We start from the raw sequence: 26,474 nt of genomic DNA on the forward strand, positions 1-26,474 counted from the left end.
CCTCAATCGCCGTCCGCTCGAGGGCGGGGGCACCCTGCGCTCGCGCTTCGGCTACCGCATCCACCCCATCTTCAAGACCCGGCGCCTACATACCGGCGTCGATCTGGCCGCCCCCTCCGGCACGCCCATCTATGCCGCCGGCGATGGCACCATCATCTATTACAAGTGGCAGTCGGGCTACGGGAACAAGATCGAGATCGAGCACGTCAATGGCTACGAGACCGCCTATGGCCACCTGTCGCGATTCGTCGATGGGCTGGGCAACGGCTCCCGCGTGCGCCAGGGGCAGCTGATCGGCTATGTCGGCTCGACGGGCCAGTCCACCGGCCCGCATCTGCATTTCGAAATCAAGATCAACGGCAATCTCGTCGACCCGCTCAGCGTCAAGCTGCCCAAGGACAATGTCCTGCCCCAGCAATATCGCGACGAGTTCGACCAGACCATCGCCCAGATCAACGATCTCATGGCCCGTGACCCGGCGCCGGTCAGCGTCGCGGCGGTCAGCAACTGATCCCTATTCCGGCACGCTGACATAAACTGCCAGTTCGTTCCCGCCCGGCTCGCGGAAGTGGAACCGCCGCCCGCCGGGAAAATCGTATTGCGGCCGGGTAATGATGCCGCCCGCCGCCAGCACCCGCTCCTGGGCTGCGTCGAGATCGTCGGTATGGACCACGGCCATGGTTGCAGCCACCCGGTCTTCGGCCTGGTCGACACCCCCATCGATGCCCGCCCCGTCGAGGCCGTCATAGATCGGGCCATAGCTGACGATGCTCCAGCCGAAGGCCGCCTGGAAAAAGCCACTGGTCGCTGCGCGGTCGCTCGAGGGAAATTCTATATAGTCCAGACGATCAGACATCGTGTCTCTCCTAATTCCGTTTGGTGCGCAGGCCTGCGCGCTTGGTAATGTCATCCCGCTCCATCAGATTACGGTAGGTCTGGCTGGCCGGATCGACCAATGCCACGCGGCCCTCCGAATCGTGGTGGAGCGCCCACCCCAGTGTCTTGACCAGCGCCGAACTCCGCAGGCAGGCCTGTCCGCTCGAAAAGAACGCCATGCGGGCCGGGCCGCGATCGCTTTCGTCTATGCCCTTGCGATCGGCGTGCACGCCGAAGATGACCTCGTCGCTGGTCAGCCCATAGGGCGCGGCCAGAAGTGCGTCATAGAGCATGGACGCCACCGTTCCCGGCTTTGATGGCGCAACCGCGCCGGTGGCCTTGGTGTCCGGCGACGGCGTGATCAGCGTGTCGAAGTAGTTGGTGGTGTGCACGATATTTGTTCCCTCTTTGTTCTAACCTATCATCCATTCCGGAAATGGCAAGGGGCTGTTCCGCGCGAAACAGCGCAGACCATCAGCCAGGCCTAGAACGGTGGGCATTGGAACCTCTCACCCCGGAGACGAAAATGATCCGCACCGCCCTGATCGCCCTGACACTGACCCTTGTAGCCCCCATCGCTGCCCAGGCCGCCCAGCCTGAAGACCAGCAGGTGACCGCCGAGGCCAGCCAGCAGAAATGCCACCCCATCTTCGTGACCTGCCCGGCGGGAGCCAATTCACCCGCGCGCCTGTCCCTCCTCGATGAGGATTTCCTGCCCGTCCTGCGCGACAAAACGGAAGCGGCCACGGCCTGACAGTGGACCCGCCTTAGAGGTCGTTGCTGACACTAAATCCGTGCAGCCGCGACAGGTGGTCCACCAGCACAGCCCGGAAGGCCCGCACATTCGGGCTTTCCCGCAAATGCTCGCGCATCACCAGATAATGCGGCTTGGGCGCCGGCGCATAGCCCGGAAGCACCTCTTCCAGCGTTCCCGCCGCAAGCCGCTCATGCACGAAAAAGGCGGGCGACTTGGCAAAGCCGATCCCACCCAGCACGGCATGCAGGGTCAAATCGGGGTGCTGCGCGGAAAAGGCAGGGGTCACTGGAACGTGGATGGCCTCGCCGGCATGCACCATGGCAATGGCGTTTTCTTCCGGGTCATCCCGATACTGCACATAACTGAGGCCGGCCAGATCCTCGGGGCCCTTGGGCCGCCCTACGCGGTCGAGATAGGACGGGGAGGCAATCAGCGCGCCCTCCATCGTGGCAATGCGCCGGACCAGCCCCCGGCCCGATCCGTGCGTACCCCCGCGCACCGCCAGATCGATTCCCTCCGCCTCGATATCCACGACCTTGTCGCTCGGCAGCACATCGACGCGCAGCGACGGGTAGCGCTGCCGCAGATCGGCAATGACCGGGCCCATGATCGCCTGGCCGAACATCATATTGACAGTCACCCGCAACCGCCCGGCCACCTCGCCCCGCAGACTGTCCAGCGCGGTCTGCATATCCGCCAGTGACGTCAGCACGCGCCCGGCATGCTCGAGGGCCAGTTCGCCCGCCGGGGTTGGCGCTACGCCGCTGCGCGAGCGCACCAGCAATTGCTGGCCCACAGCCGCTTCGAGGCCGGCCAGTTTCTGGCTCAGGGCTGGCTGCGACACCGCCAGCCGCTTGGCCGCCGCCGAGATCGAACCGGTTTCCACCGCAGCCACGAGGCTGCGCAGCGCCGACATATCCATAATCATTGCTTATGCCACCCAGAAGCGTTTCGGCAGTATTCCTGGGAAACCGTTATACCTAAATCGGGGCCGTCGTCACTTCTGATTGGACACATCAAATGACCGAAGCCCTTCCCAACCCCTCCCGCCGTGGCCTGCTTGGCGCGCTGGCCCTGGCCCCCGCCGCTTTGGCCTTGCCCACCCTGCTTGCCGCGGGCCGCTCCATGGCGCAGGCCCCTGCTGCCCCCACCGGCGCCATTACCCGGCACCGCGTCGGTGACATCGAGGTCATCGCCCTGGCCGATGGCCATGGTGCCGTCCCCACCAGCATCATGGTTGGCCTCGAAGACGGGGCCGCACAGCAGGCCGCGGCCCTGGCGCACAAGCCTCACGACCCGGCCAACCTGGCCATTTCCATCAATGCCTACCTGATCCGCAGAGGCGACCGCCTCATTGCCGTCGATTCGGGCGCCGGTGGTGCTATGGGCCCAACACTGGGTGCCTGGCAGAACAGCCTCGCCCTTGCCGGTGTAGACCTGGCCGATATCGACACCCTGTTCCTCACCCATACCCATACCGACCATGTCGGTGGCATGACGGATGCATCGGGCATCCGCCTGCTGCCCAATGCGGAACTGATCGTCTCCGAGGCCGACTGGTTCTTCACCCATGACGAAGGCGTCTTTGCCTCCATCCCGAAGGACTTCCAGGGCAATTTCCTGGCCGCCCGGGCCCAGCTAGCCCCCTATGCCGAGGGGCGTACCCTGATCACCATGGACCGCGAGACCGAAATCGCGCCCGGCGTGACGGCTGTTCCCCTGCCGGGCCACACACCCGGCCATATGGGCCTTCGGGTGGTCAGCGGCAGCGAGTCGGTGCTGATCTGGGGCGATCTGTTGCATGCGCCCGCCTACCAGTTCAGCCATCCGGACTGGTCGGTCGGCTTCGATGCCGATATTCCCACCGCCATCGCCACGCGCCAGCGCCTGTTCGACATGGTGGCCAGCGATGACACGCTGGTGGCCGGCATGCATCTGGATTTCCCGGCCTTCGGTTATGTCGAGCGGCGCGGCGACGCCTATCGCTACATGGCAGCGCCGCCCGATCTCGGCGCTTGAAAAAGCAAGGGGCCGGTCATGCAACCGGCCCCTTCCGTCAATGGATTGCCCGATCAGGCGGCGTGTGCCTTGCCTGCTTCACCGGGCAGCAGCACGATGCCACCTTCGCCGGCATCGATCAGCACATTGCCGCCGTCGCTGACCTTGCCCGAGAGGATTTCCTCGGCCAGTTCGTCCTGGACAGCCCTCTGGATCACGCGCTTGAGGGGGCGCGCGCCATAGGCGGGATCATAACCCTCGTTCGCCAGCCATTCGCGGGCCCGCGGCGTGAGTTCCAGCGCGATGTCGCGGTCATGCAGCAATTGCTGCAGGCGGCCGAACTGGATGTCGACGATCGAGCCCATATGCTCGCGACCCAGCCGGTGGAACAGCAGGATCTCGTCGATCCGGTTGAGGAACTCCGGACGGAACGCCGCCTTGACCGTATCGAGCACCTTGCCGCGCACCAGTTCCACCGAATCGCCGTCCTTGAGGTCGACGAGATATTCGGCGCCCAGGTTAGAGGTGAGGATGATGACCGTATTGCGGAAGTCGACCGTGCGCCCCTGCCCGTCCGTCAGCCGCCCATCGTCGAGCACCTGCAGCAGGACATTGAACACGTCCGGATGCGCCTTTTCGATCTCGTCGAACAGCACCACCTGATAGGGCCGGCGCCGCACCGCTTCGGTCAGCACCCCGCCTTCGTCATAGCCGACATAGCCCGGAGGCGCCCCGATCAGCCGGGCCACGGAGTGCTTCTCCATGAATTCGGACATGTCGAGCCGCACCATGGCGGTTTCGTCGTCGAAGAGGAATTGCGCCAGCGCCTTGGTCAACTCGGTCTTGCCGACACCGGTTGGTCCCAGGAACATGAACGAGCCGATCGGCCGGTTCGGGTCCTGCAGGCCGGCGCGCGACCGCCGCACGGCCTTGGCCACGGCGGCCACCGCTTCGGCCTGCCCGATCACCCGGGCGCCGAGCGAGCTTTCCATATGCAGCAGCTTTTCGCGCTCGCCTTCCATCATCCGGTCGACGGGAATACCGGTCCAGCGCGACACCACCTGGGCGATATCGGTCGGTTCGACCGTTTCCTTGGCCATCAGCGGATCCGGCTTGCCGTCCCCATCTTGGTCGTCGGCGGCGATCAGCCGCTTTTCGAGATCGGGAATGACGCCATAGGCAAGCTCGCCGGCCTTGGCCAGGTCACCCTGGCGCTGGGCGATCTCGAGCTGGGAGCGCGCCGCATCGAGTTCTTCCTTGATTCGGGTCGAACCCTGCAGCCGCTCTTTCTCGGCCAGCCACTTGGCCGAAAGGGCCTGGGCCTGTTCCTCGAACCCGGCCAGATCCTGCTCAAGCCGGTCGAGCCGGGTCTTGGAGCCCTCGTCGCTTTCCTTCTTCAGTGCCTCGCGCTCGATCTTGAGCTGCATGATGCGCCGATCCAATTCGTCCAGCGCCTCGGGCTTGGAATCCACGGCCATGCGCAACCGCGCCGCCGCCTCGTCCATGAGGTCGATAGCCTTGTCGGGCAGGAAGCGGTCGGTGATGTAGCGGTTGGACAATGTCGCCGCACTCACCAGCGCCGAATCGGCGATGCGGATGCCGTGATGCAGCTCATACTTTTCCTTGAGGCCCCGCAGGATCGAGATCGTGTCCTCGACGGTCGGCTCGGAGACAAAGACCGGCTGGAAGCGCCGGGCCAGTGCCGGATCCTTCTCGACATGCTTGCGATATTCGTCGAGCGTGGTGGCGCCGACGCAGTGCAATTCGCCGCGCGCCAGGGCGGGCTTCAGCAGATTGGAGGCGTCCATGGCCCCCTCGCTCTTGCCGGCACCGACAAGCGTGTGCATTTCGTCGATGAACAGGATGATCTGTCCCTCGGCCGACTGCACTTCGCTCAAGACGCTTTTCAGGCGCTCCTCGAACTCACCGCGATATTTCGCACCGGCGATCAAGGCGCCCATGTCGAGCGCCAATAGGCTCTTGTTCTTGAGCGATTCAGGCACGTCACCATTGACGATGCGGATGGCCAGGCCCTCGGCAATGGCAGTCTTGCCGACACCGGGTTCACCGATCAGCACCGGATTGTTCTTGGTCCGGCGGCTCAACACCTGGATGGCGCGGCGAATCTCCTCGTCGCGGCCGATCACCGGGTCGAGCTTGCCCTCGCGCACGTCCTCGGTGAGGTCGCGGGCATATTTCTTGAGCGCATCATAGGTGTTTTCGGCCGAAGCGCTGTCGGCGGTGCGGCCCTTGCGGATTGCCTCGATGGCGCCATTGAGACCCTGTGCGGTCACGCCGGCAGAAGCCAGGATGCGCCCTGCATCGCTGTCCTTCTCGATCACCAACGCCAGCAGCAGCCGCTCGACCGTGACAAAGCTGTCACCGGCCTTCTTGGCGGCCTCTTCGGCCGTGTCGAAAACCTTGGCCAGTTCCCGGCTGAGATAGAGCTGGCCGGCATCGCCGGATACTTTCGGAATCTTGTTGAGCGCGGCCTCGACCCCGGCTCGCGCCGCCTTGGGGTCGCCCCCGGCGCGCTGGATCAGGCCATTGGCCATGCCTTGGTCGTCATCAAGCAGGACCTTGAGCAGGTGGACCGGCGCGAATTGCTGGTGGCTCTGCCCCAGCGCATAGGTCTGCGCACTCTGGATGAAGCCGCGCGCCCGCTCGGTATATTTCTCGATATTCAATGCAACTCTCCTTGTCTCGCCCGCTCCATGGCCCAAAGGCACCACGGCAACGGCGGAAGCGTCGTTTGAGGCCCGCCCGGATCGGCGCAGGCCTTCGCACCATCATGTAGGCAGAGACAGCCAGAACAAAAGAGCCCGCCGCAGAAAAGTCACCAATGGGAGCAGCCTGACCAAGTGCAACCGAAAGGGAAAAAGGGAGGACCGGCATGAGGCAGGTCGGACACGCTGACCCCTCGTCTCCAATCGGGGCGGGTTGCCGGCAAGCCCGCCGCCTCCCATAAACATAGAACACGCGATTTGCGGAGACCGAGCATGACGGCCGAACAACAATTGCGACACTATGCTGAGCGCTACTTCCTGCGCCTCTCGGATTTCATCGATCAGGCAGGTTTGTCTGGCACCGCAATAAGCGAACTGATCGCCGCTGGCGCCTTACCAGGGCCGATCTATTCCATCTGGCCAAACGGCGCTTTTTATAGCCCCATCGGTGGCGCTCATGGTCCCGAACCCATGGGAAACGCCGATGATTATTATGCGCCGGCGGCAATCTGGTGGGCGCGGCGCGCAAGCCTCCTCGATGGTCCGGCGGAAAATATCGCCCGCAAGTTCCGCGACATTTTCGTCTCCGAATTTGTCGACGCCCTGCGGCAGGAAAAGCTGGGCGTGCACGGTTATCCATCCGCCTATGACGGGCAACGCTTCAACCCCGGCAACGCAATTGTTGCTGCCGAAGCAGAATGGGCCGACTGGATCAGTGGCGGTTACGGCGTCTGCCTGCGATACTGGGATGCACCCCACGCAATCACGAAGGCCTGCCAGCGAGGCTTGATTGTCTCGCTGACCGACGAAGGGCGCGCGCTTTCCCTTTCGTCTGAAACTCTGGACCATGTTCTGGTCGCCATGCAGAAGCTCGAAGCAGTCATGCTGCCGTTCGCACCGCACCAGCGCCCCCATGGCACGCCCGGTCTCTGGATCGACCGCTTGCTGCTGATCTATGGAATCGGCCAAGAGGCCAGAGCGGCGGGCTCGGAAATCACCGCAGCCGAACGATACTGCGCCTGACGAAAAAGGCCGGGCAACATGCCCGGCCTTTACTTATTCAGCGGCATTCCCAGTGAGGAAAGCCGGCAATTCGCCCACATCGGGCTGCTCGGCAACGGCCGGATCGGCATTGCCGTCACCACCGCCGGCGGGGCGGCGGCGGCGTGGCCGGCGCTCGCGCGGCTTGCGCTGGCTCTGTTCGCCTTCGCCCTCGGCCTGGGTGCTGGCAGCAGCCTGCTCCGGCTGGGCCTGACCTTCGGACGGCTGGGCGGAAGCCGCCTCGTCCTCGGTGTCGCTGGCATTGCTATTGTTGGAATTGTTCTGCTGCACCGGCTGGGGCGACGAGAAGCGGGAATTGACGTCCATGCCGTCATCCTCGAACTCGTTGTCGTCCTGGCTCTGTCCGTCGCGCGGGCCGTTCATGGCCTGCTGGGCGGAAGAGACGATGCGGAAATAGTGCTCGGCATGCTGCAGGTAATTCTCGGCCATCACCGAGTCGCCGGACGATTGGGCATCGCGGGCCAGCTGCAGATATTTCTCGGCGATATGGGCGGCGTTGCCGCGTACCTTCACATCGGGGCCGTTGCTTTCATAGTTGCGCGACAGCGGATTGACATGCTTGCGTCCGCCGTTCCGGCCACGCTGCCGGTTCTTGTTCTGGTTGGGTCTCATCGGGTCGCTTTGTCTGACTCTAGATCGTTAAGCGTCACATCACTGGGTCTGTCGGGACATAAGGCCCGATCTGGCCCACAGCCCCGGCGGAGAACGAATACGCCGTGCGGGGCCCTAACTGGCTTCATGAAGACCGAATGCGGTCGGCAGCGACCCAACGGAAAATCCGTTCCCTCTCCGCGTCGTCCCGGCTTGCCGGAACCGCGCTGCTCACAGCAGCAATATCGCAAATGGATCGGGTGTGATCGCTGCGGCGCCCATGATGCGCCGTTGACAGCACGGTCAAATTATCCGCTTCGCCCGGCTTTGGCCAGCACAAAGTGCGTTATTGCCCTTTCCGCGCTGTCAGCTCACCCCATGTGGTGCGCACAAACCACACGATCAAGACCCGCGAGGTCCTTGTGGACGGCGATTTCGCCGAATCCGGACCGGGCGAACAGCTCTGCAACGGCCACCCCCTGATCATGGCCGATCTCCACCAGCACCCGCCCGCCAGGCACGAGGTGACGCCCCGCCGTGGCGGCAATGATGCGATAGGGCCCAAGCCCGTCCGGCCCGCCATCAAGCGCCAGGCGCGGATCGAAATCCTTGACCTCGGGAGCCAGCGTCTCGACCACCGCGCTGTCAATATAGGGCGGGTTGGAGGTGATGAGGTGGAGCCTTTGCGGAGGAACCCCCACCCGGCCTCCCCCTGTAGAAGGGGGAGGAGCAGACCCTGCCACCGAACTGGCTCCCTCCCCCTTGTGGGGAGGGCTAGGGTGGGGGTTTTCGATCAACGCCCCGAACCAGTCACCCTGCGCAAAACGCAATCGCTCCGCCACTCCGTTCCGGGCGGCATTGACCGCGGCGATTGCCAGCGCCTCGGCACTGATATCTGTCGCCACCCCGGACACATCCGGCCGGTTGGCGAGGATGGCGATGGGAATGCAGCCGCTGCCCGTGCCGAGATCGAGCATAAGAGCATTTTCGGGCAAGTCCTTGAGCGCCAGGTCGACCAGCAGTTCGGTTTCGGGACGCGGCTCCAGCGTGGCGGCATTGAGGCCGAAGGGGAGCCCGTAGAACTCCCTCTCGCCGATGATCCGCGCCACCGATTCCCCGGCCAGGCGGCGCTGGATGAGCGCGGCTACCCGCGCGGCCCCCGTTTCCTCGACCGGCATGTCTTCGCGCACCGTCAGGGCCAGCATGTCCAGCCCCAGCCCCTGGCCGGTCAGCAGCTTGGCATCGAGCGCGGCCGTCGCAAAACCCTGCCGGGCCAGCACATCGCGCCAGCCGCGCCACAGGGCGCCGATGGTCATGGCCTGGCTCAGTTGGCCTGCTCCAGGGCGGCCAACTGCGCCGCCTGGTTTTCGGTGATCAGCGCTTCGATCAATTCGTCCAGCGCTTCCCCGGTAATGACCTTGTCGAGCTTGTAGAGCGTCAGGTTGATGCGGTGATCGGTGACCCGGCCCTGCGGAAAATTATAGGTGCGGATGCGCTCAGAGCGATCGCCCGACCCCACCTGGTTCTTGCGGTCGGCAGAGCGGGCGCTGTCGCGTTCCTCCCGCTGGATTTCATAGAGCCGCGCCCGCAGCACCCGCATGGCTTCGGCGCGGTTCTGATGCTGGCTCTTCATCGAGGAGGTGACCACGAGCCCGGTCGGCAGGTGGGTGATGCGCACCGCCGAATCGGTGGTGTTGACGTGCTGTCCGCCGGCGCCGGACGAGCGCATCGTATCAATGCGGATATCCTGTTCGCGCACCTCGATGTCGATGTCCTCCACCTCCGGCAGGACGGCGACGGTGGCGGCGGAGGTATGGATACGGCCCGAGCCCTCGGTCGCCGGCACGCGCTGCACCCGGTGCACGCCGCTTTCGAATTTCATGCGCGCATAGACGCCCTTGCCCGAGACATTGGCGATGATTTCCTTGAACCCCCCGACTTCGCCGGGGCTCTCCTCCATGACGCTGACTTTCCAGCCGCGCCCGGCCGCATAGCGCTCATACATGCGGAACAGATCGCCGGCGAACAAAGCCGCCTCGTCGCCGCCGGTGCCGCCCCGGATTTCGAGAATGATCGACTTTTCGTCGGCCTCGTCGCGCGGCAGCAGCAGGATGCGGATCGATTGCACCAGGGCCTCGATCTGGCCGTCGAGATCTTCGATCTCGGCTTCGGCCATTTCGGCCATTTCCTTGTCGCCGCTCTTGAGCAGCGCCGAGGCCTCACCCCGGTCCTTGAGCGCCTTCTTGTAGGCGCCGATCTGGCCGACGATTTCGCTGAGGTCGGAATGTTCCTTACTGAGCCTTGCGAACTCGTCCGGGCCCGCCCCGCCCGACAGGGCCGCCTCGATATACTGAAAGCGCACTTCGAGCGCGTCGAGCTTGTCCTGGGGAAGAGAAGGCATCTGATCGTCCTAACAACCACCGGGTCATTCCGGCATGGGCCGGAATCCATGCGCGGGATTTCCCCGGCCCTGGATGTATCGGATGGTTCACAACATGGATCCCGGCCTCAGCCGGGATGACATCGTGCGTTTAATGGGTGCTGCGCCACATCGCAAGCTTTGCCCTACCCCAGCGGCAGGTTCTGCTTGTCGACCCACTCGGTCAGAAGGGCCCGCACGCTGCGGCCATTGGCACCGGCACTCAGGGCCTTGGCGATATCGTCCTGAATGGGCTTGAGCTCGAGATTGAGGATCATTTCCTTGATCGGGCCGATCGAGGCCGGGCCCATGGACAGCCTTGTCATCCCCACCGCCATCAGCGCCAGGGCTTCCATCGGTTTGCCGGCAAGCTCCCCGCACATGGTCACCGGCTTGCCATGCCGGGCGGCAGCATCCACCACCAGGCGAATGGCCCTGAGGCGCGGCAGGGCGATCGGATCATAGGCCTTGGCGACGCGCGGATTGGCGCGGTCGGCGGCGGTGAGGAACTGCACGAGGTCGTTGCTGCCGATCGAGACGAAATCTGCCTCGGGCAGGATCTGGTCCAGTTCGAACAGCAGCGATGGCACTTCCACCATGGCGCCCACTTCGAGCTTTTCGGGCGCTGGCAAGCCGGCGCGCCGCAACCGCGCCAGTTCCTTCATGATCACGAGCTTGGTCGCCATGAACTCAAAGGTCTCGGTGACCATGGGCACCAGGATCTTGAGCGGACGCCCGGCCGCCGCGATCAGCAGGGCCCGGATCTGCGTGCGCAGGAGGCCCGGCCGGTCCAGCCCCAGCCGGATCGAGCGATAGCCCATGGCCGGATTTTCCTCGGCCGAGGCCCGCAGATAGGGCAAGACCTTGTCGCCGCCGATATCGAGCAGCCGGAACACGATGGGCCGGTTGCCGGCGATCTGCATGGCTTCGGCGTAGAGATCGGCCTGTTCGCGCAGCCGCGGCAGACGGCTGGCGATCATGAACTGCAATTCGGTGCGGAACAGGCCCACCCCGCTCGCCCCGGTATCCTCGAGCATGGGCAGGTCCGCCACGAGGCCCGAATTGTGCAGCAGCGTCACTTCGATCCCGTCGCGGGTGACGCTGGGCTTGTTCTTGAGCGCGGCGTAATGGGCGCGCCGCCGCGCCGAAATGCGCACCTTGTCGACAAAGGTCTGCTCGACATCGGGCGTGGGCCGTAAGTGCACCTGGCCCGCCGGGCCATCGATGATGATGTCGTCGCCGGTTTCGGACATGGAGACGATGGACTGCGCCTGGCCCACCGCCACGATGCCGAGCGACCGCGCCACGATGGCGACATGGGCGGTGGCCCCGCCCTCTTCGAGCACCACGCCGCGCAGCTTCTTGCGGTCATATTCGAGCAGTTCTGCCGGACCCATATTGCGGGCGACCAGAATGGCATTGTCAGGCAGCTCGCGCTGGGCGGGCTGGCTCGAATTGGTCAGCACCCGCAACAGGCGATTGGCCAGGTCATCGAGATCATGCAGCCGGTCGCGAATATAGGGATCGGTCTGGCGCAGCATGCGCGCCCGCGTGTCGTTCTGCACCCGCTCGACTGCCGCCTCGGCGCTGAGGCCATTGTCGATCGCCTCGGTCAGCCGGTTCACCCAGCCCCGGTCATTGGCGAACATGCGATAGGTTTCAAGGATTTCCCGATGGTCGGAGCCGCCGGCCATGTCGCCATGGTCGAGCATGGCATCGATCGACACCCGCATGGTTTCAAGCGCCGTGTCCAGCCGCAGCTTTTCAGCTTCGGTGTCCTCGGCAATGAAATTGGTCACGACGACGCGGGGATCGTGCAGGACCACGGTTCCCAGTGCGATTCCATCGGTGAAGCTGACGCCATTGAACATGCGGGGCCGCCGGAGATCGATATCCGACCCTGGCTTGATGAGATTGTCGAAATCGCTGGTAGCGATCATCTCGGCCAGAATCGTGGCCGTGGTGAGCATGGCCTCAGCTTCGTCTTCGCCATAGTGGCGATGATCGGCATTCTGCACCACCAGAACACCAAGCGTTTGACCGGCCCGCAGCACCGGCACGCCGAGGAAGGAATTATATTTTTCCTCGCCCGTTTCCGGCCGGTAGGCAAAGGAGGGATGCGTCGGCGCATCGTCGAGGCTGAGCAGTTCGGCTTCCGCCGCGATCAGGCCCACCAGGCCCTCGCCCAGCCGCAGCGTTGTCAGGTGGACCGAACCGGCTTCAAGGCCATGGGTGGCGAACAGTTCCAGCGCGCCATCATCGCGCAGGACATAGAAGGAGCAGACATCGGCCCGCATGTTTTCGGCGATGAGATCGACGATCTTGTCGAGGCGTTGCTGCGAGGCCAGGGGCTCCGCCATCGTCTCGCGCAATTGCCGCAGCAGCACTCTCGGGCCGCCCGTCGTCGTAGCCATGCCTCACCAGGCGGCCCGCAAAGCCGCCCCCCTTATCGGACGCGGCTCACCCCCCTCAACGGAGCTATGCGTCCTTCTTGTCCAGACCGTAATAGGTGTGGAGCGCGCGAACCGCAAGCTCGGCATATTCTTCATCGATCAATACCGAGGTCTTGATTTCCGATGTGGTGATGAGCTGGATATTGATGCCCTTGTCGGCCAGCGCCTTGAACATGGACGAGGCGACACCGGCATGGCTGCGCATGCCGACGCCCACCACCGAGACCTTGGCGCCGCCCTTGGAGCCGGACAGGCGCGCATATTCGAAACGCCCGCCATTGTCCTCGAGCGCCTTGACCGCCTTGTCATACTCACTGTCGGGTACGGTAAAGGTGATGTCGGTGGTTGCGCCATCATCGGCAATGTTCTGCACGATCATGTCGACGATGATGCCCTTGTCGGCCAGCGTGCCGAAAATGGCGGCGGCGACACCGGGATTGTCCTTGACGTCGCGCAGGGTGATCTTGGCCTCTGCCTTGGCGAGCGTCACGCCCGAAACGATCTGCTTTTCCATGATCTCATCCTCATCGCAGACAAGCGTTCCGGGCACACCCGGGGTTCCATCGGGCGCGATCTGCGGCGCGTCCGGGTCATCGAAACTGGAGCGGACGGTCACGCGCACCTTGTGCGCCATGGCCATTTCCACCGAGCGGATCATCAGCACCTTGGCGCCCAGTGACGCCATTTCCAGCATTTCCTCGAAGGAAATCTTGGTCAGCCGTTGTGCCTTGGGAACGATGCGCGGGTCGGTGGTATAGACGCCATCGACGTCGGTATAAATATCACAACGGTCCGCGCCCACGGCGGCCGCCACGGCCACCGCCGAAGTATCGGAGCCGCCCCGGCCCAGCGTGGTCACCCGGCCATGCGGCGATATCCCCTGGAATCCGGTGATCACCGGTACCCAGCCCGCCTTCATGCGCTTGTCGAGCTCGGTCGGCTCGATATCGGTAATGCGCGCGGCACCATGGGAATCGTCGGTATGGATAGGCACCTGCCAGCCGGCAAAGCTGCGCGCCTCTATCCCCATTTCGCTGAGCACGATGGCCATCAGGCCCGCCGTCACCTGCTCGCCCGAAGCGACGACGGCGTCGTATTCGCGCGCATCGTGGAATTTGGATGCCTCATTGACCCAGCCCACCAGTTCATTGGTCTTGCCGCTCATGGCCGAAACCACCACGGCAACCTCGTTGCCGGCCTCGACCTCGCGCTTGATGTGACGGGCCGAATGGCGGATGCGCTCGACGCTGGCCATCGAGGTGCCACCGAACTTGACGACGATACGGGCCACTTGGCTTCCCCGGCTAAGCGCTGCCGGCAAAAGCGGAAACCACTCTTGCGGTTCGGCAGCGCGAAAACTCAAAGCACTTCCCGCCGAACCCGGCGGTACGCTTCAATCGCGCGGGACATGCCATAATCCCGGGGCGCAATCAATGGGCTTGGGGCCGCACCCCATGATCGCGGGGTGCCTCAATCGCTGGCCGGGCGCATTGTCCGCGCTTCGGAGGACCCCGACCATGCTGCACCGCATCCTGATCCTGCTGACAGTGAGTCTCGGCCTCGCCTTCCCCGCTGTTGCGCAGGACGCAGACGAACAGGCATTTCTCAACTATCAGGTCGCCATGGCGATCAACGACAAATGCCATTTCCTGAGGCAGTTCGAGCTGAGCCACACCTACCCCATTTTTAGCGATCTGGTGGATCAGTTGCACTGGGGTGCCGCTTATGGATCGGGAAAAATCTCTCCCGAGGAGTATGACGCCAGCCTCACCGAAGTTCGGAACCAGGCCGCCACGATAGCCCAGACAATCGCCTGCACTGACGAGCAACAGGCTGCAGCCTATATTGTGCCACTCCGCGCCGAATTGGCTTTGGCCATCTATGCCAGATTGCTGATCGCTTTCGAACTGGGGCAGCCGACGCCCGAACAACAGGACGCAGCCCGGCGCTATGAAGCAATGATCGCGCCGCTCTATGGCCAGAACTGGCAAGGATTTGTGCAGCGGGCACAAGCTGATGCCCGGCAGATCCTGGATGAGGCGCGCCAAACCGACAGCATGGACGATCTTTACGGGTTTAGCCTCTTTCCCGACGATGACTGGCTCTGGCCGGAGGAAGATTCCGGTTACGGTCCGGGCAGTTGGAACGTCGAGATGGAAGCGGCCGGTTCGGTCCGGATCATCGACGAAATCTTCTTTGAGATCGTCGCGGAGAGCCAGGGATACCGCTACGTCACACGCTCCGAGCCCGGCCGCGACGGCTACATCAAGAGCCTGACCAACGCTGAGTTCGAGCCACAGGCGGACCTGTTCGGCGGCCCGGGGCGCTATCCGACATTGGAGGGCGGCGCCGAAGTCCACGCCGCAATGACGATCGGCCAGGATGGTAGCATCAGGATCATGACATATGGCCAGGGCGCCGCAATGCTCAAGCAAGGCACCGTCGTCCTTATGGTGCAGCCCGATCCGCTGCCCGCCGACAAGGCCGACAATTACTCATACGTTACGACCAGGGAGTGGTGGGATACGGCCCGCGCCTATCGCGGCGAAGTTGTGCCCGAGACCTGCCTGGGCGGCCCATGCTTTGCCTTCGACCCATCGCTTGCCGAAGCGCTTCTGACCGGGGACAGGCAGCAGACGCTTCGCTTCTACATTGCGCAGGCAGGTGACGCGGCGCCCCCATCCTTCGATGATGTGGCGATCCAACTTGGCTACGCCTATCAAATCAGGTCGCGCCGGGATTTTCTGGCGGCCGCACCGTAAGCCTGCGACACGCCGAGCCTTGCCCCGGCGATGGCTGCGGGGTCATATGGCGGCCAAGGAGCCCGCCATGACCAGCACTGCCCGCACCACCGTCAACGATGCCGAGATCGCCAAGTTCACCGCCATGGCCGAACAATGGTGGGACCCCAAGGGCAAGTTCAAACCGCTGCACAAGTTCAACCCGGTGCGCCTCGCCTATATTCGCGACAATCTCAACCGCCATTTCCGCCGCGACGCCAATGCCATCCGGCCGTTCGAGGGCCTCAAGGTGCTCGATGTCGGCTGCGGCGGCGGGCTGCTCTGCGAACCCCTGACCCGGCTGGGCGCCGCGGTCACGGGCGTCGACGCCGCCGAGCGCAATATCGCCATCGCCCGGATCCACGCCGAGCAGTCCGGCCTTGAGATCGACTACCGCGCCACCACCAGCGAAGCCCTGGTCGCGGCCGGCGAACGCTACGATGTGGTGCTCAACATGGAAGTGGTCGAGCATGTCGAGGACGTGCCGCTTTACATGAAAAGCTGCGCCGATCTGGTGGCGCCCGGTGGACTGATGTTCACCGCCACCCTCAATCGCACCGCCCGCGCCCTCGCCTTTGCGGTCATCGGGGCCGAATATGTCCTGGGCTGGCTGCCGCGCGGCACCCATGACTGGAACAAGTTCCTCACCCCCGACGAGATCAAGGCCGAGATCACCCGCAATGGCCTGGCCGTTTTGGACGAGACCGGCGTGGTCTTCCACCCCCTGGCCGATGAATGGCGGCTGTCGCGGGACATGGGCATCAACTACATGGTGCTGGCCAATCGGCCCGAATAGAGAAGACGTCTGCTAAAATACTGCCATTTGCTTAGAGAGGCGGTAAACCAAGCAGCAAACCGCCCGCGCCGGAGCGGCGATGTTCAGTTCCCGTTCAGCCGGACCGCCGCATTTTCCTTGCAGCGTCATCAAGGAAAATCGTCATGTTCAAGTTCATCCTGTCGGGCATCGCCCTCACCCTTCTCAGTATCAGCCCGGCCCTCGCCGACATGATCGTGCTGCGCTCCGCAGAAGTCGGCCACTATGTCGGCACCGACGGCGCCGGGCGCCTGGCCCTGGTCGAAAGCCCCGCCCAGGCCCTCGAACTGGAACTGGTGCCCCTCGAGAGCACGCTCGTCGCCTTCCGCGCGGCCGATGGCCAATATCTGCGCGCCGGCGTGGGAGAAAACACCCATCTCATGGTGACCAGCCCCCACATTCGCGGCTGGGAAACTTTTCAGCGCATCAGGGCCAGCGGCGGGCGCACTGCCTTCCTTTCGAGCCAGAACGGCAAATATCTGACGATTGATCTCGACGGCCGCCTCTCGGCCACCGCGCCGCATATCACCGAACGCGAAATCTTCACCCTCGAAGCCAAGCCGCGCCTCGTCATCAACCCCAATGTCAGCCAGTGGCTCGGCAATTCGGGCAATCCGGCCGCTGCGCAACCCCCTGCCCAGGCCGCCCAGCCACCCGTGGCCGCCAATGAATCCCATTTGTACGAGGGTTTCTACAAGATCGCCCAGCTCTCCAACGGGCAGGGCGTGACCTATCAATTGCCATCCCGCCTCTATCACACCATTCGCATGCAGATCCTGGGCACCGGCGGCATCACCTTCGTCGCCGATTGCACCAACTTCAATGGCCGGCTGCGCATCAGTGGCCATGATGCCGGCGTCGACAATCTCAATGGCCCGATCAGCCGTTGCGATGGCCAGATGCGCCAGATCGAGGAAGACACGCTCCTCGCCCTCACCGCCGTGAGCCGCTTTGCCGGCAGTACCGGGGGCGGCGACCTCTACTTCTTCGATGCCAGCAATCGCGACGTGCTCGTCCTGCGCCCCACGCGCTGACCGCGCCGCACCGTCCCCGACCCGAACCAGACCCCGCTTCGGCGGGGTCTTTTTTTGTGTCACACACGACATTTGAGGGCAGGCGCGAAAAAAGTGATCGCTGAGACAGTAATCGTGATCACACAATCAGGAACGATGTAGATTCTAGAAGATTATGCCTGACAAAGAAGGTCCCGTCAGGCAATCATGATCAAAATTTGGCACAAAAAAGCTGCAATCGCGGCAGCAACCGGAATACTATTGTCTACTTCTGTTTTGGCTCAGGACGCCAATACGGATGAAAACGTATTTGTATTTGGCGGACCGCTGACCAAAGGGTACTTTGGTGATGCCTTTCTTGTCTGGGAAGACAATTACGAATCCAACTTCTTTGCTGGTGTCGGCTATCAACGCTTCCTCTACGAGTATCTGGATTTCCAAATGGGCGTCGAAGTGGGCCTTGGCGTGCGCGTCGGTTCGCCATCTTCGGGCGAGGCCTGGGCGGGCATCGTCAATCGCCTGATGAAATTCGAGATCGGCGAGGTCAATATCGTGCCCAGCATCACCGGCGGCTTCTCGGTCGTGACTGATACGATCGGTGTCGAGACCGAGCGGACAGCGGCCTCCGGCGATAGCGCGGCCTTTCTCTATTATCTTGCGCCCGAGGTTTCCGTCTCGCTCGACAGCCAGCCCGAATGGGAGGCCTTTGGACGCATTCAGCATCGCTCCGGCGGCTTTGGCACCATTGCCCATATCGATGGTTCAAACGCGGTAACGGTCGGGCTGCGCTACAAGTTCTGATCATCCCGCGAGAACGGCAGACATGTCGGCGCGCCGAAAGTGTACCGTACGGTACGGTACGGATTTGTGTTGCCGCTCCACCCGTTTGGGTCTAAACAGGAGGTCAGAAGACCGGCCCCACCGGCAGCTCGTTTCCGAGGATTTCGCCATGCCCGCTTATCGTTCCCGCACCACCACTCATGGCCGCAACATGGCCGGCGCGCGCGGCCTCTGGCGCGCCACCGGCATGAAGGACGGCGATTTCGGCAAGCCCATCATCGCGGTGGTCAACTCCTTCACCCAGTTCGTGCCAGGCCATGTGCATCTCAAGGATCTCGGCCAGCTCGTTGCCCGCGAAATCGAGGCGGCCGGCGGCGTCGCCAAGGAATTCAACACCATCGCTGTTGATGACGGCATCGCCATGGGCCATGACGGCATGCTCTATTCCCTGCCCAGCCGCGATATCATCGCGGACTCGGTGGAATACATGGTCAATGCCCATACGGCCGACGCCATGGTCTGCATTTCCAATTGCGACAAGATCACCCCGGGCATGCTCAATGCCGCCATGCGTCTCAACATTCCGGTGGTCTTCGTCTCCGGCGGGCCTATGGAAGCCGGCAAGGCGATCGTCAAGGGCAAGCTGCAGGCACTCGATCTCGTCGATGCCATGGTGATGGCCGCCGACGATCACTATACCGATGAGGAAGTCCAGGCCGTCGAGGAAGCCGCCTGCCCCACCTGCGGGTCGTGCTCGGGCATGTTCACCGCCAATTCCATGAATTGCCTCACCGAGGCGCTCGGCCTTTCCCTGCCCGGCAATGGCTCGACGCTCGCCACCCACACCGATCGCAAGCGCCTGTTCCAGGAAGCCGGTCACCTGATCGTCGATCTGGCCCGCCGCTATTACGAGCAGGATGACGAAACCGTCCTGCCGCGATCCATCGCGACCAAACAGGCCTTCGAAAACGCCATGAGCCTCGACATTGCCATGGGCGGCTCGACCAATACCGTGCTGCACATCCTGGCGGCTGCCCATGAGGGCGGCGTCGATTTCACCATGGACGACATCAACCGCCTGAGCCTCAAGGTTCCGGTTCTGTCCAAGGTCGCGCCGGCCAAGCAGGACGTGCATATGGAAGACGTGCACCGCGCCGGTGGCATTTTCGCCATTCTCGGCCAGCTCGACCGCGCGGGCCTCATCAACCGCAAGGAACCCACGGTCCACGCCGCCACCATGGGCGATGCCATTGATCGCTGGGATATTTCCCGCACCAATTCCGACAGCGTCCGCAATTTCTTCATGGCCGCGCCGGGCGGCGTGCGCACCACGCAGGCCTTTTCCCAGTCGAACCGCTGGACCGATCTCGATCTCGACCGCAAGGACGGCGTCATCCGCTCGGCCGACACCCCCTTCTCCAAGGATGGGGGCCTTGCCGTGCTCAAGGGCAATATCGCGCTCGACGGCTGCATCGTGAAGACGGCCGGCGTCGATGAATCCATCCTCAAGTTCACCGGCCCGGCCCGCGTCTTCGAGAGCCAGGACATGACGGTCAAGGCCATCCTCTCCAATGAGATCAAGGAAGGCGACGTCGTCGTCATCCGCTATGAAGGCCCCAAGGGCGGCCCCGGCATGCAGGAAATGCTCTATCCCACGAGCTACCTCAAATCCAAGGGCCTCGGCAAAGCCTGTGCCCTGCTGACCGATGGGCGGTTCTCGGGCGGCACATCGGGCCTGTCCATCGGCCATGCTTCGCCCGAAGCGGCCGAGGGCGGCGCCATTGGTCTCGTGCGCGAAGGCGACACCATCGAGATCGACATCCCCAACCGCACCGTCAATGTGCTGGTCTCCGATGCCGAACTGGCCAGGCGCCGCGCCGAGCAGGATGCCAAGGGCTGGAAGCCCGAGCATCCGCGCAAGCGCAAGGTGACGACGGCATTGAAGGCCTATGCGGCGCTAGTGACCTCCGCCGCCAAGGGCGCGGTGCGCGACACCGCGGCCATCGACAAGCTCTGGAACTGAACCGAAGGGCCAGGCCCCTCACAATGTGATCCCGGCGCAGGCCGGGATCCACGTCCGTCCCCAACCGCGACCAAGCGCTCGCGGCTTACGCTGCGCATGGGTTCCGGCCTCCGCCGGAACGGCATGGTGGATTTGACCACCAACCGCCCCACGACAATCGCGTGACAAGCTCCGCATCCGGTGCTAGTACCCCGCCCAGCCAACCAGCGGCCTGCCAAGGTTTGCTGGCCTGGTCAGGTTCGATAGCGGGGATTCCACCCTCCCTATCGAACCGACCCTAATCTCCCCCTATCTCCGGCCGATGGCATCCAGCGTGGCGAAATCCTCATCGCTGAGCGCAATTGCGGCCGCCGCGACATTGTCCTCCAGATGCTTGAGCTTGCCGGTGCCCGGAATGGGCAGCATGACCGGCGAGCGCTTGAGCAGCCAGGCCAGCGCGATCTGGCTGCCGCTGGCGCCGTGCTTGTCCATGATGGCGCGCGCCTTGTCATGGCCCGCGACCAGTTCACCACCGGCCAGCGGAAACCAGGGAATGAAGCCGATGCCCTGCTCGGCGCAGTAATCGAGAACGACCTCGCTCTTGCGGCCTGCAAGGTTGTAGTGGTTCTGCACCGTGGCGACCTTGAAATATTTCTGCGCCTGCCTGATGTCGTCGACACTGACTTCGGACAGGCCGGCATGGCGGATCAGGCCTTCCTTGAGCATGTCGGCGATGACACCGAACTGGTCCTCGCGCGGCGTCCTGGCATCGATGCGGTGCAATTGCCAGAGATCGAGTTGTTCGCGCTTCAACCGGCGCAGGCTGGTCATCACACCCTGGCGCAGGAATTCCGGCCGCCCGACCTGATGCCATTCATCCGGCCCGGTGCGGGTAAGCCCGCTTTTTGTCGCCACCACCGTGCCCTTGCCATAGGGCGCCAGCGCCTCCCCGATCAGTTCTTCGCTGATATAGGGGCCATAGCTCTCGGCCGTGTCGATCAGGTTGACATTGAGCTCCGGCAGGCGCCTCAGCACGGCAAGGGCCGCCTCATGGTCCTCGGGTGGCCCCCAGATCCCCTTGCCCGTAATGCGCATGGCGCCGAAGCCGAGCCGGTTGACCGAAAGGTCGCCGCCAATGGCGAATTGTCCCGACAGGGACGCGTCGAGTGTGGTCATGCTGGTTTCTCCATTGGATGGACTGCGATCAGAGGGCCGCAGCTCAAGAGGAAAGCGTTCAGGCGATGCCCAGCTCCGCCCGCAGCTTCTTTGTGAGCCCCGCTGCCACCAGTTCATGCGAGCGGGTGGCATAGGCCAGCACGTCGCCCTCAGGCAGGGCGCCGGGCTCAATCGATACCCATTGGCGCTTGGCGAAATAGGCGGCCTGTTCGACCCCTTCAATTTCCGAGAGGATATCGAAGCTGGTTTCACCGCATTTCAAAACGATCCGGTGCGGCGCCGTATCCGACAACAGGCAGAACACCTTGCCGCCCACCTTGGCGACCCGTGCATCCCATTGATCGACGAAACTGACCCCCGGCAGGGCCGCGAGCGCGTCGTCAAATCCGGGGCGCAGGAACAGGCTCAATTGTCGTCGCCGATATCGGGCAGTGGCAGGAAATCGACGCCGTCCTCGATCAGCCCGGCCACGTCGTCGCGGCTGGCTTCGCCATAGATGCCGCGCGCCTCCACTTCCTCGAAATGGATCTTGCGCGCCTCTTCGGCGAAGCGGTCGCCGACATAGTCAGCCTCTTCCATCACCTTGCTGCGATATTGGCGCAGCAATTCGCGCATCCGCGCCGCATCGGCATGGCCCGCCGAGACCGGCAGGCGCTCGCCATCCTTGCGCGCCACATTGGGCGCCATCGGGGCCTTTTCGACCTGGCCATCGCCGCATTGGGCGCAGGAGACAATGCCCCTTGCCTTCTGGTCGTCATAGGCGGCGGCGCTCTTGAACCAGGCGTCGAACCGGTGCCCTTTCGAGCATTGCAGCGAATATTGAATCACGTCTCTGATCGTCTGTTCCGCGCCCGGGGGCGCCTGTTCCGGACCATATAGGGCGTCAGCCTAACCCTGCAAAGCCGGCAGGGCAAATTCACGCGCATTGGCCAGCGCCGGAATGCGGTTCCGGGCCTCGGTAATCGCCGCCGGATCGATATCGGCCAGCAGCACGCCGGGCCGGTCATGGTCGAGCTCGGCCACCACCCGCCCCCAGGGATCGATGACGAGGGAATGGCCATAGGTGGACCGCCCATTGGCGTGAACGCCGCCCTGCGCCGCCGCGATGACATAGGAGCCGGTTTCTATGGCCCGGGCCCGCAACAGCACGTGCCAATGTGCCTGTCCCGTCGGCACGGTAAAGGCCGCCGGCACCGCCATCAGCCCCGCCCCGGCATTGGCCAGCGCGTTGAACAGGCGCGGAAACCGCATGTCGTAGCAGATGGCAAAGCCGAGCGTGACATCGTCGACCCGCGCCGTCACCGCCTGCTCGCCGCCGCGATAGGTGGCGCTTTCGCGATAGGCATTGAGCCCGGCAATATCGGCATCGAAGAGATGAATCTTGTCATAGGTCGCCACCTGCCCGCCATCCGGAGCGTAGAGGACAGAACGATTGGCAAAGCGCCCATCCTCGAGCGGCACGGGGAGCGAGCCGATATGCACGAAAATCCCGTGCTGTTTCGCCAGCCTGCTCACCGCCGCCAATTGCGGATGGCCTTCGAACGGCGCCGCCACGCTGCGCAACTGCTCCCGGTTTTCCGGGAAGATCATGGTGACTTCCGGCGTCAGCGCATAGCGCGCCCCGGCGGCCGCCGCTTCGGCCAGCAGCGGCTCGAGCGCGGCGAGATTGGCCTCGGGGTCCAGCCCCGACTGCATCTGGATGGCGGCAACCTTCATGGCGTCAGCGCACGAGCAGCGGGTCGAGCCCGCCCTGCCGATCCAGCGCGGCGATGTCGTCATAGCCCCCGATATGGGCATTATCGATGAAGATCTGCGGCACGGTGCGCCGCCCATGCGCCCGGTCGGTCATGGCCACGCGCACATCCGGATCGAGCACGTCGATCTCGGTATAGTCCACGCCCTTGTCGGCCAGGAGCGACTTGGCCGCATGGCAATAGGGGCAGGTGGGTGTGGTGTAGATTTCGACCTTGGCCATGACGTCACTCCGGCAAAATTCTGTATCGGTTCTTATATGGTGTCATCGCCGCCGATGACAACGCGGGCAAAGGTGAGAACATCGACGCCCGCCACGCCGCCGCGCAACAGCGTCCGCGTCACCGCCTTGACTGTCGCTCCGGTCGTATAGACGTCATCGACCAGCACCACCCGGCGCCCCCTGGCCCGCTCCAGTGCGCGCGGATGCAGCGAGAACGCCCCCTGCACATTGCGCAGCCGGCCATCGCCGGAAAGCCCCACCTGCTGGCGCGTCCGCCGATGCCGCAGGATCAGATGCGCATCCACCTCTAGACCAGTCAGCCGCCCCACCGCCTGCGCCAGCAGCAGTGACTGGTTATAGCGGCGAAACCGCAAGCGGCTGACATGCAGCGGCACCGGTACCAGAATCGGGTGTTCACCCCAGAAATCGTCCCCTGCCCCCGCCATCAGCCGGGCGCAGAACTGCGCCAGTTCCGGCCGGTCGCCATATTTGAGCCGCCCCACCAGGGCCTGGGCCACCTCACCATAGGCAACCGCCGCCCGGGCCCGCGCAAAGGGCGGCGGATCGGCCAGCGCCTCGGCCGACAGCGCCCCTGCGCCCTGGTCACTGGCAAAGGGCAGGCCGAGCACCGGACAGTAGGGGCGGGTAATAACACGCAAATGGCCGTGGCACTGCGGGCAGAGCCCGTCGCTGGCAACCAGGGGCGCATTGCAGGCCATGCAGCCGGGCGGATAGAGCTGGTCGAGCACCAGGCGCCCGGCAGCAGCCAGCCCCCGCCCGAACCATCCCGGCCTGAGCCCGGCTTTGACTTCCGCGCCGTCGCTGGCCATAACTGCCACCACCCCCAAGGGGCCATGCTCTGCAAGCGCCCCGCCCTCACTTCGGCACGTCCGCGTCACCATGTCCAGCCCGCCCGTCATCTTCGATTCCGGCCAGATCGCCCGCAACCTGGCCCGCCGCGCCAATAGCGCCAATTTCGTGCGTGATCTGGTGGTGGATGACCTTGTCGACCGCATGGGCGCCTACAAGCGCGATTTTGCCCGCGCCGTGCTCATCGCGCCCGATGTGGCGGACCTGCCCGACACCTTTTTCACCGCCAACGGCCCGGTGCATGTCGCGCGCGTCGAGGCTTTTTCCGGCGCCGAATTTCCGGACCTCCCCACGGGCGAGCTCGATCTCGTCATTTCCCTATTGCATCTGCAGGTGGTCGACGACGTGCCCGGGCACCTCTTGCGGCTGCGCCGTCAGCTCAAACCCGATGGCCTGCTGCTCGCCGCCTTTCTGGGCGGCGACACCCTCACCGAATTACGCGAGGCCTTTCTGGCCGCCGACCTCGCCGTCACCGGCGGCGCCTCGGCCCGCGTGGCGCCCATGGCCCAGGTGCGCGATGCTGGCGCCCTGTTGCAGCGGGCCGGCTTTGCCCTGCCGGTGGCCGATGTCGAGACCCACCGCGTCCGCTATGCCAATCCCTTTGCGCTCATGGCCGAGATCAAGGCCTTGGGCGCCGCCAATCCGCTGCGCGACCGGCCCCGCCACTTTGCCACGCGCCGCCTGCTGGCTGCCGCCGCCGAAGCCTATGCCCGGCGCGATAGCGATGCCGATGGCCGTATCAGGGCGACGCTGGAGCTGATCTGGGTCGCCGGCTGGGTGCCCCATGAAAGCCAGCAGAAGCCGCTCAAGCCGGGCAGCGCCACCGTCAGCATGACCCAAATTCTCTCCAGCAAGAAGGCAGACACACCATGACCCTCACCATCTGGGGCCGCGCCACCTCATCCAATGTCCAGGCCGTCATGTGGGGTGTGGGCGAGCTGGGGCTCGATCACATTCGCCACGATATCGGCCATATCCATGGCGGCAATGACACGCCCGAGTTCCTGGCCATGAACCCCAATGGCCTGGTGCCGGTCCTGCGTGACGGTGAGGACGAACCGATCTGGGAAAGCGCTGCCATCCTGCGCTATCTGGCTGCCCGCTATGGCGACGACAGCTTCTGGCCCAAGGATGCTGCCGCCCGCGCCCAGGTGGACAAATGGGCCGAATGGGCCAAGGTCACGGTGAGCCTGGCCTTTACCGTCCCGATCTTCTGGCGGGTCGTGCGCACGGCACCCTCCAAGCGCGATCCCGAGGCCATCGCCCAGGCCATTACCGGCTTCGACAGGTTGCTGGGCATGGCCGATGCCCGCCTTGCCAAGCATCAGTTCCTCGTCGGCGATGCCTTTACCCTGGCCGATATCCAGTTCGCCCACATTCTCTTCCGCTACTACACGGCCGAGATCGAGCGGCCCGCGCGGCCCCATGTCGAGCGCTACTACAAGGACATGACCGAGCGCCCGGCCTATCGTGAGCATGTCATGGTGTCTTACGAAAGCCTGCGGGCGAAAGACTGAACCCATGGCGCTCGATGCCCTGGCCGGCCATATCGCCATCATTTCGGGGTCGCCGGGCTCGGGCAAGACCACGGTCGCGTCGGCCCTGGCCCACCGGACCGGCGTGGCCAAGGCGCATCTGCATACCGATGACTTCTGGGGCAATATCAAGCACGGCCATATTCCGCCCTGGTTGCCGGAATCCGACGCGCAGAACCGCATGGTCTGCACCATCGCGGCAGGCGTCGCCGCCGCCTATGCCCGCCACGGCTATTTCGTCGCCCTCGATGGAGTGGTCCGGCCGTGGTGGCTGCCCAGCTTTTCGGCCCTGGACCTGCCGGTGCACTACATCATCCTGCGCACAAGCCTCGAAGATGCGGTGACGCGCTGCCAGGCCCGGGGCGGCGACAGCCTCACCGATCCCACCGTAGTCGCCGATCTGTATGGCCAATTCACCGATCTCGGACCCTTCGAAGCCCATGTGCTGGACGTGACCGGGCTGACGCCCGAAGACACCGAGACCGCCGTCGCCTCGGCCCTCGCCAGCGGCGGCTACCGGCTCTCCCCTTTGGGGGAGAGGGGGAATTGAGCCACTGGATCAATTCGCCGGTGAACGCCCCGAGCCCGCGCAGGTAGCTCCACACCACCCGGGTCATTCCCGCGAAAGCGGGAACCTCCGTTGCAAG

General features: G+C 64.2%; 27 protein-coding genes (1 of these 27 only partly in view). 12 read left to right on the forward strand and 15 right to left on the reverse strand.

Annotated elements, in window-relative coordinates:
* A protein-coding gene (locus tag KIT02_RS10575) for a M23 family metallopeptidase (RefSeq protein WP_297577635.1) crosses the window boundary here: on the forward strand, positions 1-511 show its 3' end. It extends 1,454 nt beyond the left edge of the window; the window shows 511 of its 1,965 coding nt (coding positions 1,455-1,965); its start codon lies beyond the left edge, outside the window; it ends in the stop codon at positions 509-511.
* Between the two features lie 3 nt (positions 512-514).
* Here the strand turns inward: KIT02_RS10575 and KIT02_RS10580 are convergent, their stop codons facing one another.
* Positions 515-856 (reverse strand): VOC family protein, encoded by a 342-nt coding sequence (locus KIT02_RS10580; RefSeq protein WP_297577636.1) that lies wholly within the window; start codon positions 854-856, stop codon positions 515-517.
* Between the two features lie 10 nt (positions 857-866).
* Positions 867-1,268, reverse strand: coding sequence for a DUF6157 family protein (locus KIT02_RS10585; RefSeq protein WP_297577637.1), 402 nt, complete (start codon positions 1,266-1,268; stop codon positions 867-869).
* Between the two features lie 134 nt (positions 1,269-1,402).
* On the opposite strand from KIT02_RS10585, the gene KIT02_RS10590 reads away from it, so the two are divergent.
* Positions 1,403-1,630, forward strand: coding sequence for a hypothetical protein (locus KIT02_RS10590; RefSeq protein WP_297577638.1), 228 nt, complete (start codon positions 1,403-1,405; stop codon positions 1,628-1,630).
* Between the two features lie 13 nt (positions 1,631-1,643).
* Here the strand turns inward: KIT02_RS10590 and KIT02_RS10595 are convergent, their stop codons facing one another.
* A complete protein-coding gene (locus KIT02_RS10595; protein WP_297577639.1) occupies positions 1,644-2,561 on the reverse strand; it encodes a LysR family transcriptional regulator in 918 nt (305 codons plus the stop codon).
* 92 nt (positions 2,562-2,653) lie between these two features.
* Here KIT02_RS10595 and KIT02_RS10600 point away from each other — a divergent pair, with 92 nt between their 5' ends.
* Positions 2,654-3,652 (forward strand): MBL fold metallo-hydrolase, encoded by a 999-nt coding sequence (locus KIT02_RS10600; protein ID WP_297577640.1) that lies wholly within the window; start codon positions 2,654-2,656, stop codon positions 3,650-3,652.
* 53 nt (positions 3,653-3,705) lie between these two features.
* On the opposite strand, the gene clpB is transcribed toward KIT02_RS10600, so the two are convergent.
* Complete coding sequence (clpB, locus tag KIT02_RS10605) at positions 3,706-6,318, reverse strand: ATP-dependent chaperone ClpB (RefSeq protein WP_297577641.1); 2,613 nt, start codon at positions 6,316-6,318, stop codon at positions 3,706-3,708.
* 312 nt (positions 6,319-6,630) lie between these two features.
* On the opposite strand from clpB, the gene KIT02_RS10610 reads away from it, so the two are divergent.
* Entirely contained in the window at positions 6,631-7,380 is a 750-nt protein-coding gene (locus KIT02_RS10610; RefSeq protein WP_297577642.1) for a DUF6058 family natural product biosynthesis protein, read from the forward strand.
* 33 nt (positions 7,381-7,413) lie between these two features.
* On the opposite strand, the gene KIT02_RS10615 is transcribed toward KIT02_RS10610, so the two are convergent.
* The 5 genes from KIT02_RS10615 to KIT02_RS10635 form a co-directional block, all read right to left on the reverse strand.
* A complete protein-coding gene (locus tag KIT02_RS10615; RefSeq protein ID WP_297577643.1) occupies positions 7,414-8,031 on the reverse strand; it encodes a DUF4167 domain-containing protein in 618 nt (205 codons plus the stop codon).
* 350 nt (positions 8,032-8,381) lie between these two features.
* Positions 8,382-9,326 (reverse strand): HemK/PrmC family methyltransferase, encoded by a 945-nt coding sequence (locus KIT02_RS10620; protein WP_297577644.1) that lies wholly within the window; start codon positions 9,324-9,326, stop codon positions 8,382-8,384.
* An 8-nt stretch (positions 9,327-9,334) separates the two neighbouring features.
* Positions 9,335-10,411: a peptide chain release factor 1 gene (gene prfA / locus KIT02_RS10625; protein ID WP_297577645.1), complete on the reverse strand. Its 1,077-nt coding sequence runs from the start codon at positions 10,409-10,411 to the stop codon at positions 9,335-9,337.
* A 164-nt stretch (positions 10,412-10,575) separates the two neighbouring features.
* Positions 10,576-12,843, reverse strand: coding sequence for a phosphoenolpyruvate--protein phosphotransferase (gene ptsP / locus KIT02_RS10630; RefSeq protein WP_297577646.1), 2,268 nt, complete (start codon positions 12,841-12,843; stop codon positions 10,576-10,578).
* Between the two features lie 64 nt (positions 12,844-12,907).
* A complete protein-coding gene (locus KIT02_RS10635; RefSeq protein WP_297577647.1) occupies positions 12,908-14,173 on the reverse strand; it encodes an aspartate kinase in 1,266 nt (421 codons plus the stop codon).
* A 226-nt stretch (positions 14,174-14,399) separates the two neighbouring features.
* On the opposite strand from KIT02_RS10635, the gene KIT02_RS10640 reads away from it, so the two are divergent.
* The 5 genes from KIT02_RS10640 (at position 14,400) to ilvD (ending at position 20,292) form a co-directional block, all read left to right on the forward strand.
* Positions 14,400-15,644 (forward strand): hypothetical protein, encoded by a 1,245-nt coding sequence (locus KIT02_RS10640; protein WP_297577648.1) that lies wholly within the window; start codon positions 14,400-14,402, stop codon positions 15,642-15,644.
* A 67-nt stretch (positions 15,645-15,711) separates the two neighbouring features.
* Entirely contained in the window at positions 15,712-16,458 is a 747-nt protein-coding gene (gene ubiG / locus KIT02_RS10645; protein ID WP_297577649.1) for a bifunctional 2-polyprenyl-6-hydroxyphenol methylase/3-demethylubiquinol 3-O-methyltransferase UbiG, read from the forward strand.
* 143 nt (positions 16,459-16,601) lie between these two features.
* Positions 16,602-17,510 carry a hypothetical protein gene (locus tag KIT02_RS10650; RefSeq protein WP_297577650.1) on the forward strand — a complete coding sequence of 303 codons (909 nt, stop codon included), beginning with the start codon at positions 16,602-16,604 and terminating at the stop codon, positions 17,508-17,510.
* 186 nt (positions 17,511-17,696) lie between these two features.
* A complete protein-coding gene (locus KIT02_RS10655) occupies positions 17,697-18,290 on the forward strand; it encodes a hypothetical protein (protein WP_297577651.1) in 594 nt (197 codons plus the stop codon).
* Positions 18,291-18,438: 148 nt separating this feature from the next.
* The gene (ilvD, locus tag KIT02_RS10660; protein ID WP_297577652.1) at positions 18,439-20,292 is read left to right on the forward strand and encodes a dihydroxy-acid dehydratase; all 1,854 of its coding nucleotides are present in this window, start codon (positions 18,439-18,441) and stop codon (positions 20,290-20,292) included.
* A 288-nt stretch (positions 20,293-20,580) separates the two neighbouring features.
* Here the strand turns inward: ilvD and KIT02_RS10665 are convergent, their stop codons facing one another.
* Genes KIT02_RS10665 through KIT02_RS10690 form a run of 6 tightly spaced genes read right to left on the reverse strand, consistent with a single transcriptional unit; the run spans position 20,581 to position 24,252 of the window.
* Positions 20,581-21,447 (reverse strand): aldo/keto reductase, encoded by an 867-nt coding sequence (locus KIT02_RS10665; protein WP_297577653.1) that lies wholly within the window; start codon positions 21,445-21,447, stop codon positions 20,581-20,583.
* Positions 21,448-21,505: 58 nt separating this feature from the next.
* Positions 21,506-21,856, reverse strand: a complete 351-nt coding sequence (locus tag KIT02_RS10670; protein WP_297577654.1) for an MmcQ/YjbR family DNA-binding protein — start codon at positions 21,854-21,856, stop codon at positions 21,506-21,508.
* Complete coding sequence (locus KIT02_RS10675; protein WP_297577655.1) at positions 21,853-22,275, reverse strand: DUF1178 family protein; 423 nt, start codon at positions 22,273-22,275, stop codon at positions 21,853-21,855. The genes KIT02_RS10670 and KIT02_RS10675 overlap by 4 nt, the downstream gene beginning before the upstream one ends.
* Before the next feature lie 60 nt (positions 22,276-22,335).
* Positions 22,336-23,163 carry a carbon-nitrogen hydrolase family protein gene (locus KIT02_RS10680; protein ID WP_297577656.1) on the reverse strand — a complete coding sequence of 276 codons (828 nt, stop codon included), beginning with the start codon at positions 23,161-23,163 and terminating at the stop codon, positions 22,336-22,338.
* 4 nt (positions 23,164-23,167) lie between these two features.
* Entirely contained in the window at positions 23,168-23,422 is a 255-nt protein-coding gene (grxC, locus tag KIT02_RS10685; RefSeq protein WP_297577657.1) for a glutaredoxin 3, read from the reverse strand.
* Between the two features lie 32 nt (positions 23,423-23,454).
* On the reverse strand, positions 23,455-24,252 hold the full coding sequence (locus tag KIT02_RS10690) for a ComF family protein (protein WP_297577658.1): 798 nt from the start codon (positions 24,250-24,252) through the stop codon (positions 23,455-23,457).
* A 70-nt stretch (positions 24,253-24,322) separates the two neighbouring features.
* Between KIT02_RS10690 and KIT02_RS10695 the strand changes: the two genes are divergently transcribed.
* Genes KIT02_RS10695 through KIT02_RS10705 form a run of 3 tightly spaced genes read left to right on the forward strand, consistent with a single transcriptional unit; the run spans position 24,323 to position 26,377 of the window.
* Entirely contained in the window at positions 24,323-25,165 is an 843-nt protein-coding gene (locus KIT02_RS10695; RefSeq protein WP_297577659.1) for an SAM-dependent methyltransferase, read from the forward strand.
* A complete protein-coding gene (locus tag KIT02_RS10700) occupies positions 25,162-25,809 on the forward strand; it encodes a glutathione S-transferase family protein (protein WP_297577660.1) in 648 nt (215 codons plus the stop codon). The genes KIT02_RS10695 and KIT02_RS10700 overlap by 4 nt, the downstream gene beginning before the upstream one ends.
* Before the next feature lie 4 nt (positions 25,810-25,813).
* On the forward strand, positions 25,814-26,377 hold the full coding sequence (locus KIT02_RS10705) for an AAA family ATPase (protein ID WP_297577661.1): 564 nt from the start codon (positions 25,814-25,816) through the stop codon (positions 26,375-26,377).
* The last annotated feature ends 97 nt before the right edge of the window (positions 26,378-26,474 follow it).

Origin of the sequence: Devosia sp. (assembly GCF_025809055.1) — a bacterium.
In the GTDB taxonomy this organism is placed as follows: domain Bacteria; phylum Pseudomonadota; class Alphaproteobacteria; order Rhizobiales; family Devosiaceae; genus Devosia.